Here is a 15,983-nt window from a genome sequence, read left to right as displayed (position 1 = left end):
CCCTGATGCTCCGCACCGTCAACCGTGTCCTGCTCTGCCTCGTCGGGCTGGCCCTGCTCGCCCTCGGCGGCTCGGTCCTCGCGATCGGGCTGGGCGCGGACCCGCCCTCCTGGTGGCTCCACGGCGACCGCCACGACGCCCTCCTGACGGCCTCCCGGCGCACCCGCTGGCGCGACGAGGGCTGGTGGTGGCCGACGGTCGTCGCAGGGCTCGCGCTGCTCGTCCTGCTCGCCCTGTGGTGGCTGACGGCGAACCTCCGGCGCCGCCGCCTCAGCGAGGTCCTCATCGACACCGGCGACGGCGAATCGGCGATCCTCAGGGGCAGCGCCCTGGAGAACGTCCTCGCCACGGAGACGGCCCACCTGGACGGCGTCTCCCACGCGCGCGTGCACCTCACGGGCCGCCGCGACGCCCCGGAGACGCGGGTCCACCTGAGGGTGGAACCCCACGCGTCCCCGGGGGAGGCGCTACGGAACTTCATCACGCACTCCCTCACGCGCGCGCGGGACTCGGCGGCACTGAAGGCGCTGCCGGCGGAGGTGAGGATGCGGGCGATGAAGCACAAGGCGGAAAGGGTCAGCTGACGGGTCAGAACCCGTGACGCATCCCGCCGTCCACCGGGACCATGATCCCCGTCAGGTACGAGGCGGCCGGCGACAGCAGAAACGCTCCTGTCCGCCCGAACTCCTCCGGCCGCCCGTACCGCCGCAACGGAATCCGCGCCTCGTTCGCGACCCGCGTCGCCTCCGGATCCGCCGACAACCCGTCCAGCTCGCGCACGCGGTCCGTGTCGATGCGCGCCGGCAGCAGCCCCACGACCCGGATGCCCCGTGGCCCCAGCTCGTCCGCCAGCGACTTCGCGAACCCGGCGAGACCGGGCCGCAGCCCGTTGGAGACCGTCAGCCCGGGGATCGGCTCGTGCACGGACCCGGACAGCACGAACCCGATGACACCCCCCTCGTCCAGCTCGGCGGCAGCCGCGCGCGCGAGCCGTACCGCGCCGAGGAAGACGGACTGGAACGCGGCCTCCCACTGCTCGTCCGTGTTGTCGGCGACGAACCCCGGCGGCGGCCCGCCCACGCTGATGAGAATCCCGTCGAACCCGCCGAACGCCTCGCGCGCGCGGGCGATGAGCCGCTCCGGTGCCTGCGCGTCCGCGTTGTCGACGGCGACCCCGACCGCGCCCTCGCCCAGCCCGCGCGCCGCCTCCGCGACCCGCTCCTCGTCCCGCCCGGAGACGACCACCTTCGCCCCGTCCGCCAGCAGCTCGCGCGCGACCGCGTTGCCGAGTCCGCGCGTGGCCCCGGTGACGACGTACACCCGGTCCTTCAGTCCAAGATCCATGGCCCCTATCCTGCCTCCCCGTCCCCGAACAGGGCGAGGGCGGAGCTGACGAGCCCGATGTGGCTGAACGCCTGCGGGAAGTTGCCGAGCTGGTGCCCGACGGCGGGGTCGTACTCCTCGGCGAGCAGCCCGACGTCGTTGGCGAGCCCGGCGAGCCGCTCGAAGAGGGCGAGCGCCTCCTCGCGGCGGCCGGTCAGGTGCAGCGCGTCGACGAGCCAGAACGAGCAGACCAGGAAGGTCCCCTCGGAGCCGGGCAGCCCGTCGACGGTCGAGCCGTCGGTGCTGTAGCGCCGCAGCAGCCCGTCGCGGCCGAGTTCCGCGCGCACCGCGTCGACGGTGCCGATCACGCGCGGGTCGTCGCCGGGCAGGAACCCCACGCGCGGGATCAGCAGGAGCGCGGCGTCGAGTTCGACGGACCCGTAGGACTGTGTGAACGTGCCCCGCTCGGCGTCGTACCCCCGCTCGCACACCTCCGCGTGCACGGCGCTGCGCAGCTCGCGCCAGCCGTCGAGGTCGCCGCGCAGGTGCGGGTGCGTCTCCAGCGCGCGGACGGCGCGGTCGGCGGCGACCCACACCATCACCTTGGAGTGCGTGAACTGGCGCCGCCCGCCCCGCACTTCCCACAGCCCCTCGTCGGGCCGGCGCCAGTTGTCGCGCAGCCACTCCATCAGCGCGCGCTGGAGCGCCCACACGTGCGGGCGCGCGGGCAGCCCCGCGTCCCGCGCGAGCGCGAGGGAGTCCATGACCTCGCCGTACACGTCGAGCTGGAGCTGGTCGACGGCGCCGTTGCCGATGCGTACGGGGCGCGAGTTCTCGTAGCCGGACAGCCACGGCAACTCCTGTTCCGGCAGCCGGCGTTCGCCCGCCACGCCGTACATGATCTGGAGGTCGGCCGGGTCGCCGGCGACCGCGCGCAGGAGCCAGCGGTGCCAGGAGCGGGCCTCCTCGTGGTAGCCGGCGGACAGCAGCGCGCCCAGGGTGAGCGTCGAGTCGCGCAGCCAGCAGTACCGGTAGTCCCAGTTGCGCACGCCGCCCAGCTCCTCCGGCAGCGAGGTGGTGGGCGCGGCGACGATCCCGCCCGTCGGCGCGTACGTCAGCGCCTTCAGCGTGATCAGGGAACGCCGCACAGCGGCCTCGTACGGCCCCTTGTAGCGGCAGCGGGCCGACCAGGCGCCCCAGTCCTCCAACGACGCCTCCAGGGCCTCGTAGGGGTCCACCCGGGCCGGCTGCGGTTCGTGCGACGGGTGCCAGGTCAGCACGAACGCGACCTTCTCGCCCTCGGCGACCTCGAACTCCGCGTGCGTACCGAAGTCCTCGCCCCACGTCCGCACCGGCGGCTCGCTGCGCAGCCACACCGAGTCGGGCCCCGCGACGGCGACCCGGTGGCCGTCCGAGCGGCGCATCCACGGCACGATCGACCCGTAGTCGAACCGCAGCCGCAGCGTGCTGCGTACGGTGACCCTGCCGCGCAGCCCCTCCACGATCCGTACGAGGTCGGGCGCCCTGTCCCGCTGGGGCATCAGGTCGGTGACCCGGACGGCGCCGTCCCCGGTCTCCCACTCGGTGTCCAGGACGAGCGTGTCGCCCCGGTACGACCGGCGGGCGCACAGGCCGGTCGCCCCCTTGGGCGCGATCCTCCAGTGGCCGTTCTCCTCGTCGCCCAGCAGACGCGCGAAGCAGGCGCCCGAGTCGAAGCGGGGCAGGCAGAGCCAGTCGACGGAGCCGTCCCGGCCGACCAGCGCGGCGGTCTGTTCGTCGCCGACGACGGCGTAGTCCTCGATGCGCATGGAGGTCCGGATTCCCGGAGAAGGGGACCGGCAATCAGACACGCGCCCGCGCGAGCTACACCGTCGCCGGTTCCGCCTTCTCGGGCTCGTCCGCCGTCTGCTCCCGCTCCGCGCGGTCGCGCCGTTCGCGGCGGACCAGGACGAACCAGCCGAAGGGGACGGCCGCCGCGAACAGCCACCACTGGATGGCGTACGCGTAGTTCAGGGCCGCGTTCTCGTCGCCCGGCCTGCCGATGAGTTCGGGGGTGTCGCCCTTGGGCTCCGGGTCCGTCAGGACCAGGTAGCCGCCGAGGACCCGGGCGTTCAGGCGGTGCGCCTCCTCGCCGCTGCTGATCAGCATGATCTGCCGGTCGGGCAGGCCCTTGAGGTTCTTGATGCCGCTCGCCGCGGTCGTCTCGTCGGGCATCAGCCGCCCGGTGACGGTGACCTGGCCCGCGGGGGGCGCCGGGATCTTCGGGAACGCCGTCTGGCTGGGCCCGTCCGCGGGGATCCAGCCCCGGTTGACCAGCACCACCTTGCCGTCCGTCAGCACGAGCGGCGTCAGCACGTGGAAGCCGACCTCGTCGTCCGCGTTCACCCGGCGGCGGACGACGACCTCGCGCGCGGCGTCGAAGCGGCCGACCGCCGTGACCGAGTGGTAGCGCTCGGCGCGGGTGACCTCGTGCCCCGGGGACGTCAGCCTCTCGACCGGCACCGGGTCCGCGTGCAGGGCGCTCGCCACCAGCTCGTTGCGCGCGTGCCGCATCTCGTACCGGTGCATCTGCCAGATGCCCAGCCGGATCATCGTAGGGATGAGGACGAGGGCGACCAGCGTGAGGATCACCCACTGCCGGGACAACAGGAAGCGGTACACCCCACGACCGTACAACCCGCTCCGCGCGCGGCCCCCGGCAGGGTCGGACGCGGCTGGCTACTCGCCGGAGCCGGCCGCCGCGACGTCCCGCAGGAGCTGGCCGAAGGCGGCCTCGTCGACGACCGGTGTGCCGAACTGGCGGGCCTTGAGGACCTTCGACGTGCCCGAGTCGGGGTCGTTGGTCACCAGGAGGCTGGTGAGCCGGGAGATGCTCGTGGAGACGTGCAGACCGGCTTCCACCGCGCGGTCCTCCAGGAGGTCCCGCTCGGTCGACGTGTCGCCGGAGAACGCGATCCGCATGCCCTGCTTGAGCGGCTTGCCGTCCTCGAAGCGGCCGGGGTTCGGGTAGGGGCAGGCGGGCCGCTTGCGGGACGGCCGCCATGTCGTCGGCGTCGACTGCTGCTGGTAGCCGCCGCTCTGCCGCCCGATCCACGGCGTCGCGGGCCGGTCCTGCCACTCCGTCAGCGGCCGGCACTCGTGCAGCGGCAGCCGCACCCCGCGCGCGGCTGCGGCCCGCAGGCTCGGCCGGAACGCCTCCGCCAGCACGCGCGCGTCGTCCAGCGCGTGGTGCGCGCGCTGCTGGACGACGCCGAAGTGCGCGGCCAGCGTCTCCAGCTTGTGGTTCGGCAGCGGGAGCCCCAGCTCCTTGCTCAGCACGATCGTGCACAGCCGCTGCCTGACGGGCGCCTGCTGCTGCGAGCGCGCGTACTCGCGGGCGATCATCTGCCAGTCGAACACCGCGTTGTGCGCGACGAGTACACGCCCGTCCAGGCGCCGCGAGAACTCCTCGGCGACCTCGGCGAAGAGCGGCGCCCCTTCGAGCACGTCACTCGTCAGCCCGTGGATCCACACCGGCCCCGGATCGCGCTCCGGGTTCACCAGCGTGTACCAGTGGTCCTCGACCTCCCCGCGCGCGTCCAGCCGGTAGACCGCCGCGGACACTATCCGGTCGTCCCGCGCGAGCCCGGTGGTCTCGACGTCGACCACGGCATACCCCTCGGGGTATGTGCCGGGCCAGTCGACTGGCGACGGAGTGGTGAGCGTGCGGTCTTCGAGCATGGTCCCTGAGGATACGGGGCGACACCGACAGCCCTGCCCCCTCACCCCAGTGCGGCCACCAGATCCCCCGCCGCCAGCGGCGTCAGCCCCGCCCCGTCGACGGGCCCCGGCAGCAGCCGGTACACCTCGCCGCTCGCCCCCTCGGGCGCCATCCCGCCGTGCACCAGACCGAGCAACACCCGCTTCTTCGCGGCGAGTTCGGACGCCGCCGCGTCCGCGTCACCGACCGGCTCCTGGCGGTCGGGCGGGTCCAGCACGCGTACGCGCGCGGCGAACGCCGTGGCCGACTCCCCGTCACCGCACCGGTAGTGCCACAGCTCGTCGAGCGCCCCCGGTACCGGCGCCCGCCGGATCACCGTCACCTCCCGCGCACGCGCGCAGGCGTGCCACACCGTCAGGTCCCACAGCGTCGACCGCCCCGACGCGAAGTACTGGTGCAGATCCCGGCCCACCCGCGCGAGAGCCGTCGAGTGCCGGCCCACGCTGTGCAGCCCCTCGGACCCCGACAGGTGCAGATCCACCCACAGGAACGTCCGCTCCTTGAGGTCCACCAGCATCGGGACGTGGATCCGCGAGTCCCCGGCCAGGTCGTACCGCTGGCGCACGGTCCGGGGGTCGTACGCCGCCCCGGACCCTGATGTCAGTGTCATGAACCCGGCGAACGCGTCCAGGAGATGCTCAAAGGCGATGTTGTTGAAGCTGAACACCACCGGCAGCGCGTACCGCACGCCGTGCGCCCTCAGCGCGTTCAGGTCCAGGTCGACGTACTCCGTCGCGCCGTCCGGCGCCGGAGCCGACGTCAGATCGCCGGAGTGCACCGCCCAGCGCTCGCCGTGGACCAGGTTCGTGTAGTCGCACAGACCGACCTGCTCCCACCCCTCGTCGAACAGGGCGACCGACAGATCGAGGTCCACGCGCGTGCGCGCGGGCTCCGTCCAGTGCAGGAACAGCCGCAGGACCTCACCGCGCGGCAGCGGCTGCGTGCTCCCGCGCGGCACCGACACCAGCGCCTTCGCGTCCGCCCGCTCCGTCGCCGGCACGGCGAGCCCGGCCAGCGCCGAGTCCACCACGGCCAGCTCCACGCGCGGGGCCGACGCGAGGCGCCGTACCGCCTCCGCCTCCAGCAGCGCGCACACCGCCTCCGTCACGGCGCCGGCGAGCGGCGGGCGCGTGTCGTCGACCGTGTACGCGTGCGTGACCTGGCCGCGCGGGAAGAACACCCGGCGCGCGGCCGGGAGGTGACGGACCCTCAGGCGCCCCAGGGCCGCCAGCAGGGGCGCCGGGCCCGCCTGGGGGAGGGCCGCGCGCAGGACGTCCGCGAAGTCGTCCGGGAGCGTCCGGAGGTCCTCCAGGCGCAGGACGTGGTCCAGGCGGCGCAGCAGCTCGCCGGGGCGCTGTGCCAGGAGATCCAGGGCCGCGCGGGTGTGTCCGCCGGCCAGGGCCTCCTCCACGCGCGCGTGCCAGGTCGCCGCTCTCACGCGCGCGCCGTCGATCCGTACCTCGTGGGGGTGGGCGGCTGCCGTGCGGAGGACTTCCTCGCCGAGTTCCCCCGTCAGCGGCGTACCCCTGAGGACCGCGAAGGCGAGGGTCGTCCTGGGGTGCCGGGTGTGGTGTTCGAAGGGGTGCAGGGTCTCGGCCGCGCGTTTCCAGGCGGTCGGGTGGCGCAGGAGGTCCTCCACCAGGCGGGGGCACCGCTCCAGGGCGGTGAGCAGGCGCCGGCGTATCCCGCGCGGGAGCGAGCGCATTCTCGGCGGCTCGATCAGGTCCGCGTCTCCGCCGGACCACACGCACAGGAGCCGCAACACGTCCGTAGCGGTCGTCAGATGCGTGTCCAGCAGCGGGAGAACGTCCTCGCGGCGGCTCTGTACGGCCAGCAGACGGCCCAGCGTCAGCGCCTTGGTCTCCCGGACCGGCACGTCCTGCGGGAACCACTCCACGCCCCCTGGAGCGTGCTCCAGCAGCACGCCGAGATCCGCCCGGTCGCGGGGCGGGAGCGGGGTGCGGCGGGCGAGGAGCGTGCGCAGTGCCGTCACGGCGTCCGCGCGCGCGTCCGTGCCCAGCGCGAGCAGCTTGAGGGGGCCTGCGGCGGCTTCGCCCCGGCGCCGGGGCCGGGCCGGCTTCAGGAACGGGTCCGTCGCGTCGACCCTGCGGTGGCAGATCGGGCAGCCCGCGTAGTCGGCGCCGTCCCAGCACTCGCGGCACACCAGGTGCGCGCACGGGGAGACCGGGTGCACGCTCGCCACCGTCGCGCACAGGACGCAGGGCTGCTGCGGCCACTGGAGGAGCAGCGTGAAGACGCGGTCCACCCAGAGCGCCCCGGTGTCGTCCGGCACGGACACCGGGAAGTTCCGGAACAGCGGCATGTGCGTGCGGTCCGCGCCGAGTTCGGCATCTATGTGCGCGATCAACTCCCGCCCCGCGCTTGCCAGTCCGGCCGGTCCCAGCCAGGCGAGGGCCTCCCTCAGCCGCCTGTCCGGCGCGAACCCCCGGTCCAGCAACTCGGCTTCCAGCGCTGTCATGCCGTCCGTCGTCGAAGGGTCACCCGGGCGCGGGCCCGGCCGGTCGACGTAGACGGTGCGGAGGCGGCGCAGCAGGACGGAGGCGAGTTCGGTCAAGAGGGGTCCCCCGGGAAGGTGAGGTGAGAGGCGGGGGCGGAGAGGGGGTGCGCTAGGAACTTTTCAGGAAGTGAGAAGGAAGCACACCGGGGAGCCGCCCCCGTGGGGATGACGGTAGGGGGTGGGGGAAAGGCGGGGCCACCGGTTTTTCCCGGCCTGGGATCAGGCGGCCCGGCGGGACGGGGCCGGTGCCGGGAATCCGCTCGCGGCGGCCGGAACATCCCGCCCTCGCGGCAACTCCCCGCCGCGCCGCGCCTGTTCGACCACCGCCCGCGCGACGAACGGCGGCACGGCGGTGGGCTGCCCGACGCGGCGCAGGCCGGGCAACTCCCCGCACAGCGGCGACGGCGGGCTCGTCACCCCGCGCCGGATCCCGCCCGCCCTGCCGGGTTCAGCCCCACCGTGCCTCGTCCGCGCCCCACCGCCCCGGCGGCCTCTCCCAGTCCACCGGCCCGCCCTCGAACTCCACCGGCGAGCGCGCGTACCGCAACCGCCCGAGCGGGCTGTCCCGTTCGGCGAGCCAGGGCCCGGCGTCAGGACCGTCCCCGGAGCCGCGGCCCGCCCTGCCACCCTCCTCCGTCAGCCACGCAGCGGTCCGCGCCAACGCCAACCGCAGCACCCTTCCGTACCCGTCCCCGTAGTCCCGTTCGGTCACCGCCCGCAGCACCCCAGCGGCCAGCAGATACCCCGTCCCGTGATCCAGCGCCTGAGCCGGCAGCGCGCCGGGCCGCTCCCCGTCGCCCTCGACGTCCGCGATCCCCGACGCGACCTGCACCAGGCTGTCGAACCCCCGCCGCCCGCTCCACGGCCCGTACGCGCCCCACGCCGACAACTGCGCGACGATCACCCCGGGGCGCCGCTGGGCGAGCGCCTCGGGGGAGAGGCCGAAACGGTCCAGCGCGCCGGGCCGGTACCCCGTGACGACGACGTCCGCCGAAGCGAGCAACCCCTCGAACACCTCCCGGTCGACGGCCAGATCCACCAGCGCCGACCGCTTCCCGAACCCCGTGTCCGCATGCTGGTCGGGCAACTCCGCGAGCTGCGGCGCGTCCACCCGCAGCACGTCCGCCCCGAGCAGAGCGAGCGTCCGCGTGGCGACGGGACCGGCGATGACCCGCGTGAGGTCGAGGACCCGCAGACCGGCGGCGGGAAGCACCACCGGACGACGGCGCGCGTGCGCCTCCCCGCGCCCACCCGCCTCCTGCCCGAACCGCCCTTCCCCGCGCGCGTGCGCGCCACCCCCGGCCCCCTTCTCCCCGCGCGCGCGTGCGCCCGCTTCCCCCAACCGCTCCCACTCCACCAACGGCCGCCTCCCCACCGCCACCGCCTGCGGATGCCTCTCCCACTCCGCGCGGGTGCGCGACGCCACCGCGAGTCCCCCCACCCCGTACACCGTCTCCTCCACCTCGACGGCCGACCGCTCGGCCATGGCGGCGGCGACGGCGTCGGGCTCCCCCGACGGCACCCCCAGCCCCCGCAGCAGCCGCTCCCGGTGATGCGGATAGTTCGCGTGGGTCCGCACCCAGCCGTCCCCGGTCCGCCACCACCGCGACAACGGCGCGAACGTCACCGGAGCCCGGCCTCCGACCCGCAGGTGGCGCTCGCTCACGAACGCGGCTCCCACGGCTCCGTCGTCCACCCGCACACCGGGCACCTCGGTCGCCCCGGCCCGCCGGGCACCCAGCTCGGCGGCGGCCAGCGAACACACCGCGACACAGGCGCGGGCGAGTTCCCGCACCGGCAGCCGGGACGCCAGCACTCCCTCCCGGGCGGTCACCGAAACCCCGGACAGCAGCGCCGGATCCCCGCCCAGCGCGTCCCACGCCACCGCTGTATCGATCATGTCCATCACTATGCTCCCCCCTCCCACCGGCACGCCCACGCGGGTCGGACGTGCCGGGAACGGGAGGGACGGCCCCCGTGCGGGGCTACTTCTTGACGGCCTTCAGGGCGTTGACGACGCCGGAGCCGTAGAAGCCGTTGTAGAACTTGCCGCCGACGCAGGTCGCGTCCACGACGCCGTCGCCGTTGCCGTCGTACGGCTCGGTCGGGCAGGACCGCTTGTCGGCCTGGAGCTTCAGCAGGGCCGTGAGCTGGGCCGGGGACGCCCACGGGTGGGTCGACTTGAGGAGCGCGGCGACGCCCGCGGCGTGCGGCGCGGCCATCGACGTGCCCTGGAGGTAGCCGTAGGTGTTGCCGGGCAGCGTCGAGAGGATGCGGCCGTTCTGGGACGGGGTGTCCGGGATCTGGTACCGGTCGCCGCCGGGCGCGGCGACGTCGACCTGGCCGTAACCGTACGTCGAGTAGTACGACTTGGTGCCCTTGACGCCGGTCGCGCTGACCGTGACCAGGCCCGGCAGCTGCGCCGGGACGTCGAGGCACTTGTGCGGGTCGATCGTGCGGGTCACCGGCGTCGTGTCGTTCGGGCTGGTGGTGTCCTCGATCGCGTCGGAGTCGAGGTCGTGGTTGGAGTTCCCGGCGGAGGCGATGCTGAGGGTGCCCTTGCGCTGGGCGTACGACTGGGCCCGGTTCACCGCGTCGACGACGGCCTTCTGGTCCGGGTCGTCGAGGCAGTTGTAGAGGTACGGGTCGACGTAGTAGCTGTTGTTCGTGATCTCCACGCCGTGGTCGGCGGCGAAGACGAACGCGCAGACGACCGCCTCGGGGTAGAAGAACTGGCCCTCGCCCTGCGAGACGCGGATCCCGGACACCTTGACGCCCGGCGCGACCCCGGCGACGCCGATGCCGTTGCGGGCGGCGGCGATCTCACCGGCGACGTGCGTGCCGTGGTAGTGGCTCGGGTCGGCGGGCCGCCAGGCGCCCGGCGTCGTGTCGGCGACCCCGCCGACGCAGCTCGCGGACTGCGAGGCGGAGAAGTTGGGGGCGAGGTCGGGGTGCGTGTCGTCGACGCCCGTGTCGATGACGGCGACGGTGACCTTCTTGCTGCCGGGGTTGATCTCGGCGGCCTTGTCCGCGCCGATCGCGCGCAGGTCCCACTGGTCGGCCTCCATCGGCTCCTGACCGGCGGTGGCATCGGCGGCGAGCTGAGCGGCCTGCGCCTGCGTCAGCTTCTGGACCGCGCCCTCGTCGGTCGTGCCGGCCGCCGTGAGCGGCGCCGTACGCGTCGCGCCCGCCGACTGCACGCCCCGCGCCGTGCGTATCTCGGTGGCGAACGCCGGGTTCGCGGAGTGCGCGACGATCACGCCGATCCTGTCGTACGCGATCACGACGGTCCCTCCCGCCGCCGTGACCGCCTTCTTCACCGACGCGATCGTGCGGTGGTCCGCCTTCGTGTTGACGACGTACGTCAGCGTCCCGGCCTCGGTAGAGGCCGCGGAGGCCGAAGTGGCCGAGGACGCGGCCGAGTCGACGGGCGCCGCGGTCGCCGCCGTCGGCAGGAAGCCGAGGGACGCGGTGAGCGACAGCACGAGCGGGGCCGCGAGGGCGAGACGGCGTCTCGAAGGCAGATGAGCCATGGGGTCTCCACATCATCCGGGTATGGCGAAGCACCGGGCGCGAGGTTCGCGACCGGGCAGGTACATGACCAGCGGTACGCCCCGAAACTATCCGCCCGACTCGCCCCGCAGCAATGGCTTCCGGAGATCGCGTTCCGGAATCCGGGCACCTGACGGGCGTCGCGGAGGGGAGCCGGATTCCCCGGACGTCAACTTTCGAAACAACCCGAACGAGTTGAACCAGCCCCAACGCGGCGCCGTGACCTTGGGCAGGAAGCCCGAGGCCGATCGAGCTTCCGTCGTATGCCTGTACATATATGCCTGTACGTCCGTTAGATCCGACCTTCGCAACGCGAGGAGACTCCGTGGCCACCGAGACACCGCCCCCCTCGAAGATCCCAGCGCAGCGGCCATCGGCCGAGGAGTTCGAAGCGGTGCAGGAGAGCGCGGAATTCGGCGAACTGCGCCGCTCCTACCGCTCGTTCGCCTTCCCGCTGACGGTCGGCTTCATCGCCTGGTACCTGCTGTACGTCCTGCTCTCCAACTACGCGGGCGATTTCATGGGCACCACGGTCGTCGGCAACATCAACGTCGCCCTCGTCCTCGGCCTCGCCCAGTTCCTCACCACGTTCCTCATCGCCTGGTGGTACGCGCGCACCGCCGCCGCCAAGTTCGATCCCAAGGCCGAGGCCATCAAGACCCGTATGGAGAACGCCGAATGAGCGCCCTGACCACTCTTGCGGCCGGCGGCGCGGCGAGCGAGCACCGCACGCTGATCATCAGCCTGTTCTCGGTGTTCGTCGCCGCCACCCTGGTCATCACCATCTGGGCGGGCCGCCAGACCAAGGACGCCGCCGACTTCTACGCGGGCGGGCGCCAGTTCACCGGCTTCCAGAACGGCCTGGCCGTCGCCGGCGACTACATGTCCGCCGCCTCCTTCCTCGGCATCGCGGGCGCCATCGCCCTGTTCGGATACGACGGTTTCCTCTACTCCATCGGCTTCCTGGTCGCCTGGCTCGTCGCCCTCCTCCTGGTCGCCGAGCCCCTGCGCAACTCCGGCCGCTACACGATGGGCGACGTCCTCGCGTACCGGATGCGCCAGCGCCCGGTCCGGACGGCCGCCGGCACCTCCACCATCGTCGTCTCGATCTTCTACCTGCTCGCGCAGATGGCCGGCGCGGGCGTCCTCGTCTCGCTGCTCCTCGGCATCACCAGCGACGCCGGGAAGGTCGGCATCGTCGCGCTGGTCGGCCTGCTGATGATCGTCTACGTCACCATCGGCGGCATGAAGGGCACCACCTGGGTCCAGATGGTCAAGGCCGTCCTCCTCATGGCGGGCGCCCTGCTGCTGACCTTCCTGGTGATGCTCAAGTTCGACTTCAACATCTCCGACCTGCTCGGCAGCGCGGCCGACAACAGCGGCAAGGGCGCGGCCTTCCTGGAGCCGGGCCTCAAGTACGGCCTCACCGGCACCACCAAGCTGGACTTCATCTCGCTGGGCATCGCCCTGGTGCTCGGCACCGCCGGGCTCCCGCACATCCTCATCCGCTTCTACACCGTGCCCACCGCGCAGGCCGCCCGGAAGTCCGTCCTGTGGGCCATCGGCCTCATCGGCGCCTTCTACCTGATGACCCTCGCCCTCGGCTTCGGCGCCGCCGCGCTCATCGGGCACGACGAGATCACCGCGTCCAACAAGGCCGGCAACACGGCCGCGCCACTCCTGGCCCTGCATCTGGGCGGCGTCGACTCCAACTGGGGCGCCATCCTGCTCGCGTCGATCTCCGCCGTCGCCTTCGCGACGATCCTCGCGGTGGTCGCCGGCCTCACGCTGGCGTCCTCGTCGTCCTTCGCGCACGACATCTACGCCAACGTCATCAAGAAGGGCAAGGCCAGCGAGAAGGACGAGATCCGCGCCGCCCGCTGGGCCACCGTCGGTATCGGCGCGGTATCGATCCTGCTGGGCGCCCTCGCGCGCGACCTGAACGTCGCGGGCCTCGTCGCCCTCGCCTTCGCGGTCGCCGCCTCCGCCAACCTGCCGACCATCCTCTACAGCCTCTTCTGGAAGCGCTTCACGACCACGGGCGCCCTCTGGTCGATCTACGGCGGTCTCGTCAGCGCCGTCGGCCTGGTGCTGTTCTCGCCGGTCGTCTCCGGCAAGGCCACGTCGATGTTCCCGGACGTCGACTTCCACTGGTTCCCCCTGGAGAACCCCGGCATCATCTCGATCCCGGTCGGCTTCCTCCTCGGCATCGTCGGCACCTACCTCTCGAAGGAGGAGCCCGACGCGAAGAAGTACGCCGAGCTGGAGGTCCGCTCCCTCACGGGCACCGGCGCGCACTGACGCCACCGCCCGTGACCCGAAGGGCCGTGCCGCACCCCCTCCGGCGGCGCGGCCCTTCGCACGTCCGGAGACCATTCGATCGTTGTCAGTGCTGTCACGTAGGCTCGCAGATAACGGAAAGGCAATTCCGAGACGTACGGCGGGGGAGGGGACCCGGATGCTCATCGACACCTACGGCCGCAAGGCCACCGACCTCAGGGTCTCCCTGACGGACCGCTGCAACCTGCGGTGCGCGTACTGCATGCCCGAAGAGGGCCTGCAATGGCTCGCCAAGCCCGACCTCCTCACGGACGACGAGATCGTCCGCCTGATCGACATCGCCGTACGCCTCCTCGGCATCGAGGAGGTCCGCTTCACCGGCGGCGAACCCCTCCTGCGCCCCGGCCTCGTCGGCATCGTCGAGCGCGTCGCCGCCCTCGCCCCCCGCCCCCAGATGTCCCTCACGACCAACGGCATCGGTCTGCGGCGCACCGCCACCGCCCTCAAGGAGGCCGGCCTCGACCGGGTCAACGTCTCGCTGGACACCCTCCGCCCCGACGTCTTCAGGACCCTCACCCGCCGCGACCGCCACCAGGACGTCCTGGACGGCCTCACCGCCGCGAGCGAAGCGGGCCTCACCCCCGTCAAGGTCAACGCCGTCCTGATGCCGGGCTTCAACGAGGACGAGGCCCCCGACCTCCTCGCCTGGGCCGTCGAGCACGCCTACGAACTCCGCTTCATCGAGCAGATGCCGCTGGACGCCCAGCACGGCTGGACTCGCGACGGCATGGTCACCGCCGGTGACATCCTCACGTCCCTGCGCACCCGCTTCGACCTCACCCCCGAGACGCAGGACGAACGCGGCTCGGCCCCGGCGGAACGCTGGCTGGTGGACGGCGGCCCCGACAAGGTCGGCGTCATCGCCTCGGTCACCCGCCCCTTCTGCGCCGCCTGCGACCGCACCCGCCTCACCGCCGACGGCCAGATCCGCACATGCCTGTTCGCCCGCGAGGAGACGGACCTGCGGACGGCCCTGCGCGAGGGCGCGTCCGACGAGGAGCTGGCGAAGATCTGGAGCGTCGCGATGTACGGCAAGAAGGCGGGCGCCGGGCTGGACGACCCGGCGTTCGTGCAGCCGCAGCGGCCGATGTCGGCGATCGGAGGCTGACCCCAAGGCTGATGCCGGGGCTGATCAGGCTCCTTCGGGAGCTTTCCAGTCCTCGAACTCGACGACGTCCTTCAGGAACCCCCGCACCCCCAGGAACTGCGACAGATGCTCGCGGTGCTCCTCGCACGCCAGCCACGTCTTGCGCCGCTCCGGCGTATGGATCTTCGGGTTGTTCCAGGCCAGCACCCACACAGCGGCGTCGCGACAGCCCTTGGCCGAGCAGATGGGGGTTTCGTCAGTCACAGCGCCGTCCCGCATACCCGTACACAAAGGCGACGCCGAGCAGCCACGGGGGGAGCTGCCCGGCGTCGGTCCGTCGCTCCGACGGGGGATGCGGAGCGCGTAGGAAGTATGTCACGGCAGAACGCCCGCACGGGACCTGAACAACATGATTGATCTGAGCTTTTCTTGAGCCTTGTCCACAGCGGACGGACAGTGCGTTCACTGCTACCGACCGGTAGCACCCGGCCCCGCGTCAGCCGCCGAGGACGCCGCCGGTGATTCCGGTGCACGCTCCGCAACGGGCGGTCCCGCCAGCCGCGCCCGCCCCGGCGAGGGCACGAACGTCGACGGCAGCCCCGGCGCGTTCTCCCGCCCCGCGTTCGCGATCACGACCGCGATGTACGGCAGCAGGATCCCGAGGGCCAGCGCGACCATCGCGACATGCCGCTCCACGTTCCACAACAGCGCCGAGAGCACCACCGACACCGTCCGCACGGACATCGAGATGATGTACCGCCGCTGCCGTTTCCTCACGTCGTCCTGTAGACCCTGCCGCGCCCCGGTGATCCGGAACACCTGGCCGTTCCCCTCGGCACCCTGCTTCCGCATCACATTCCACCGTCCGCCCGCCTACGACTCCCCCCGGGCACGGAACCGGCCCCGGGCGTCCTCCACGTTACGCCGCGCCCGCACGGCCTTCGAGCCCGGGGCATCGCCGGGCCCGGCGATCCTCCTGCGCCCAGCCGTGTACGCCGGCCTCGACATGCGGCGTACGGCGACCGGACCGACACTGGGTCCAATGCTCACGTCGATCCGTACAAGGAGGCAGCCATGGGCTGGTTGTGGGCGATCATCGTAGGGTTCGTGCTGGGCCTGCTCGCGAAGGCGATCATCCCGGGCAAGCAGCACAGCCCTCTCTGGCTGACCACCATCTTCGGCATCCTCGGCGCGATCGCCGGCAACGCCCTCGCCCGGGCCGTCGGCATCGACGCGACCCGGGGCATCGACTGGGGCCGCCACGCGTTCCAGCTGATCGCGGCGGTGGTGATCGTCTTCCTGGGCGACATGGCGTACTCGGCGACGCTGGGCAGGAACAAGCAGCGCACGTGAACTAGGAGACGCAGGGTAGGCCCACGTACCCAAGGGGCGCGGGGAACCGC

15 protein-coding genes are annotated in these 15,983 nt (G+C 72.6%); 5 read left to right on the top strand and 10 right to left on the bottom strand.

Translation table 11 applies throughout. From position 1 onward, the window contains the following. The first annotated feature begins 5 nt into the window (after positions 1-5). Positions 6-584, top strand: coding sequence for an alkaline shock response membrane anchor protein AmaP (gene amaP, locus ACQCO7_RS09615; RefSeq protein WP_464071412.1), 579 nt, complete (start codon positions 6-8; stop codon positions 582-584). A 4-nt stretch (positions 585-588) separates the two neighbouring features. Here amaP and ACQCO7_RS09610 read toward each other — a convergent pair whose 3' ends face one another. The 8 genes from ACQCO7_RS09610 to ACQCO7_RS09575 form a co-directional block, all read right to left on the bottom strand. Then, the gene (locus ACQCO7_RS09610; protein ID WP_464071411.1) at positions 589-1,344 is read right to left on the bottom strand and encodes an SDR family oxidoreductase; all 756 of its coding nucleotides are present in this window, start codon (positions 1,342-1,344) and stop codon (positions 589-591) included. A 5-nt stretch (positions 1,345-1,349) separates the two neighbouring features. Beyond that, positions 1,350-3,131: a glycoside hydrolase family 15 protein gene (locus ACQCO7_RS09605; protein WP_464071410.1), complete on the bottom strand. Its 1,782-nt coding sequence runs from the start codon at positions 3,129-3,131 to the stop codon at positions 1,350-1,352. A gap of 55 nt (positions 3,132-3,186) precedes the next feature. Then, positions 3,187-3,984, bottom strand: coding sequence for an SURF1 family cytochrome oxidase biogenesis protein (locus tag ACQCO7_RS09600; RefSeq protein WP_464071409.1), 798 nt, complete (start codon positions 3,982-3,984; stop codon positions 3,187-3,189). Between the two features lie 57 nt (positions 3,985-4,041). Next, a complete protein-coding gene (locus tag ACQCO7_RS09595; protein WP_464071408.1) occupies positions 4,042-5,043 on the bottom strand; it encodes a DEDDh family exonuclease in 1,002 nt (333 codons plus the stop codon). Positions 5,044-5,084: 41 nt separating this feature from the next. Next, on the bottom strand, positions 5,085-7,658 hold the full coding sequence (locus ACQCO7_RS09590; RefSeq protein ID WP_464071407.1) for an MXAN_6230/SCO0854 family RING domain-containing protein: 2,574 nt from the start codon (positions 7,656-7,658) through the stop codon (positions 5,085-5,087). Between the two features lie 162 nt (positions 7,659-7,820). Next, the gene (locus tag ACQCO7_RS09585; protein WP_464071406.1) at positions 7,821-8,018 is read right to left on the bottom strand and encodes a hypothetical protein; all 198 of its coding nucleotides are present in this window, start codon (positions 8,016-8,018) and stop codon (positions 7,821-7,823) included. A 31-nt stretch (positions 8,019-8,049) separates the two neighbouring features. Beyond that, entirely contained in the window at positions 8,050-9,501 is a 1,452-nt protein-coding gene (locus ACQCO7_RS09580; RefSeq protein WP_464071405.1) for a CoA transferase, read from the bottom strand. Positions 9,502-9,586: 85 nt separating this feature from the next. Further along, positions 9,587-11,134, bottom strand: a complete 1,548-nt coding sequence (locus ACQCO7_RS09575) for a S8 family serine peptidase (protein WP_464071404.1) — start codon at positions 11,132-11,134, stop codon at positions 9,587-9,589. A gap of 344 nt (positions 11,135-11,478) precedes the next feature. On the opposite strand from ACQCO7_RS09575, the gene ACQCO7_RS09570 reads away from it, so the two are divergent. From ACQCO7_RS09570 to moaA, 3 genes are all read left to right on the top strand, one after another. Beyond that, positions 11,479-11,835, top strand: coding sequence for a DUF485 domain-containing protein (locus ACQCO7_RS09570; protein WP_010355616.1), 357 nt, complete (start codon positions 11,479-11,481; stop codon positions 11,833-11,835). Further along, positions 11,832-13,454, top strand: coding sequence for a solute symporter family protein (locus ACQCO7_RS09565; protein WP_464071403.1), 1,623 nt, complete (start codon positions 11,832-11,834; stop codon positions 13,452-13,454). The genes ACQCO7_RS09570 and ACQCO7_RS09565 overlap by 4 nt, the downstream gene beginning before the upstream one ends. A 157-nt stretch (positions 13,455-13,611) precedes the next feature. Then, positions 13,612-14,601 carry a GTP 3',8-cyclase MoaA gene (gene moaA / locus ACQCO7_RS09560; protein WP_464071402.1) on the top strand — a complete coding sequence of 330 codons (990 nt, stop codon included), beginning with the start codon at positions 13,612-13,614 and terminating at the stop codon, positions 14,599-14,601. Positions 14,602-14,625: 24 nt separating this feature from the next. Here moaA and ACQCO7_RS09555 read toward each other — a convergent pair whose 3' ends face one another. Together ACQCO7_RS09555 and ACQCO7_RS09550 are read right to left on the bottom strand one after the other, a co-directional pair. Further along, a complete protein-coding gene (locus tag ACQCO7_RS09555) occupies positions 14,626-14,844 on the bottom strand; it encodes a hypothetical protein (protein WP_464071401.1) in 219 nt (72 codons plus the stop codon). A 204-nt stretch (positions 14,845-15,048) separates the two neighbouring features. Beyond that, positions 15,049-15,432 (bottom strand): DUF3099 domain-containing protein, encoded by a 384-nt coding sequence (locus tag ACQCO7_RS09550; protein ID WP_464071400.1) that lies wholly within the window; start codon positions 15,430-15,432, stop codon positions 15,049-15,051. Positions 15,433-15,654: 222 nt separating this feature from the next. Between ACQCO7_RS09550 and ACQCO7_RS09545 the strand changes: the two genes are divergently transcribed. Next, complete coding sequence (locus ACQCO7_RS09545) at positions 15,655-15,933, top strand: GlsB/YeaQ/YmgE family stress response membrane protein (protein WP_010355624.1); 279 nt, start codon at positions 15,655-15,657, stop codon at positions 15,931-15,933. The last annotated feature ends 50 nt before the right edge of the window (positions 15,934-15,983 follow it).

Source organism: Streptomyces saintjeani (assembly GCF_055409605.1).
This window is presented reverse-complemented; position numbering and strand designations above follow the sequence as displayed.

Coding starts and splice junctions, on each gene's coding strand:
- amaP (WP_464071412.1), top strand. CDS start 6: ATGCTCCGCACCGTCAACCGTGTCCTGCTCTGCCTCGTCGGGCTGGCC.
- ACQCO7_RS09610 (WP_464071411.1), bottom strand. CDS start 1,344: ATGGATCTTGGACTGAAGGACCGGGTGTACGTCGTCACCGGGGCCACG.
- ACQCO7_RS09605 (WP_464071410.1), bottom strand. CDS start 3,131: ATGCGCATCGAGGACTACGCCGTCGTCGGCGACGAACAGACCGCCGCG.
- ACQCO7_RS09595 (WP_464071408.1), bottom strand. CDS start 5,043: ATGCTCGAAGACCGCACGCTCACCACTCCGTCGCCAGTCGACTGGCCC.
- ACQCO7_RS09580 (WP_464071405.1), bottom strand. CDS start 9,501: ATGATCGATACAGCGGTGGCGTGGGACGCGCTGGGCGGGGATCCGGCG.
- ACQCO7_RS09575 (WP_464071404.1), bottom strand. CDS start 11,134: ATGGCTCATCTGCCTTCGAGACGCCGTCTCGCCCTCGCGGCCCCGCTC.
- ACQCO7_RS09565 (WP_464071403.1), top strand. CDS start 11,832: ATGAGCGCCCTGACCACTCTTGCGGCCGGCGGCGCGGCGAGCGAGCAC.
- moaA (WP_464071402.1), top strand. CDS start 13,612: ATGCTCATCGACACCTACGGCCGCAAGGCCACCGACCTCAGGGTCTCC.
- ACQCO7_RS09550 (WP_464071400.1), bottom strand. CDS start 15,432: ATGCGGAAGCAGGGTGCCGAGGGGAACGGCCAGGTGTTCCGGATCACC.
- ACQCO7_RS09545 (WP_010355624.1), top strand. CDS start 15,655: ATGGGCTGGTTGTGGGCGATCATCGTAGGGTTCGTGCTGGGCCTGCTC.